This is a genomic window from Lelliottia sp. GFLA7, assembly GCF_056490165.1.
The window spans coordinates 1-534 of record NZ_JBWLAQ010000026.1; the positions used below are offsets into that span (position 1 = coordinate 1).

1 protein-coding gene is annotated in these 534 nt (G+C 67.8%); it reads left to right on the top strand.

From position 1 onward, the window contains the following. Positions 1–268: 268 nt before the first annotated feature. A partial coding sequence (locus tag AC07RN_RS20955; protein WP_478337213.1) for a TetR/AcrR family transcriptional regulator occupies positions 269–534 on the top strand: 266 nt, incomplete at its 3' end.

Genomic DNA, 534 nt, shown 5'->3' on the forward strand with positions numbered 1-534 from the left:
GTCGTGGGTGACGCCACCGAGGTCGCCTACATCGAGGGCGCTATGCACTCGGCGTTGAGGGTGGCCACGGCGCTGTAAGCCTGGCCGCCGCTGGTCGTTTCGCCCCTGAGGGCACGGCCCCGCTCGGTGCATCCGAGCCCGGGTCGTGCCCGTCGCCGTCTCCGCGAGTTTCACTGGAACGGTGTTGTGATGAATACGACATCGTTCTAGAATTGACCCTGTGACCAGGGCAAATCCCCGGCGCTACGATTCCCCGTTGCGCCAGGAGATGGCCGGTCGAACGCGTGCCGCCGTGATCGCAGCGGCGACACGGCTGTTCGTCCGACGCGGGTGGTCGGGCACGTCGATGCGAGACGTGGCGGCCGAGGCCGGATGTGCAATCGAAACGGTCTACAGCAGTGTCGGCAACAAGCGCGCACTGTTGAAGGTCGCGCTCGACGTCGCCGTGGTCGGTGACGACGATCAGGTGCCGCTTCTGGGCCGCCCGCAGTTCCGGGCGATCGCCGAGGGCGATCTCGGCGAGCGGGCCACGGC